Source organism: Paraburkholderia sp. SIMBA_027, assembly GCF_046535315.1.
GTDB lineage: Bacteria > Pseudomonadota > Gammaproteobacteria > Burkholderiales > Burkholderiaceae > Paraburkholderia > Paraburkholderia tropica.
In genome coordinates this window covers 1-317 of record NZ_JAWRWY010000280.1, presented here as the reverse complement: position 1 = coordinate 317, position 317 = coordinate 1, and the positions used below count along the sequence as shown (strand labels likewise).

At 62.5% G+C, this 317-nt stretch carries 1 protein-coding gene; it reads right to left on the bottom strand.

What is annotated here, in order from left to right; translation table 11 throughout:
- The coding region (locus SB764_RS39105) for a hypothetical protein (RefSeq protein ID WP_410866627.1) at nucleotides 1-317 on the bottom strand (317 nt) is incomplete at both ends.

The window sequence follows — 317 nt, the reverse complement described above, 5'->3', positions numbered from 1 at the left end:
GGCGGATCTTGTGACCTTCCGTCACCAGCGAACCGAAAGCCAGCGCTTCGGCCATCGCCCAGTCGATGTTTTCACCCGACTGGACCATGTTGGCGCGGTTTTCCATGAAGCGCTGGATCGTCCGGTGCGCATGGAAGCCCTCAGGAATTTCAGCCAGCTTGCGGCCGATTTCCTTCAGCTGCTTCATCGGAACGGCGGTCTTGCCGCGGCGCTGCTCGTCGGCATTGTCAGCCGTGCGCAGGCCCGACCACTCACCGTCAAGCCAGTCGGCCTTGTTCGGCTTGTAGCTCTGGCCGGCCTCGAACTCCTGCTCGAGA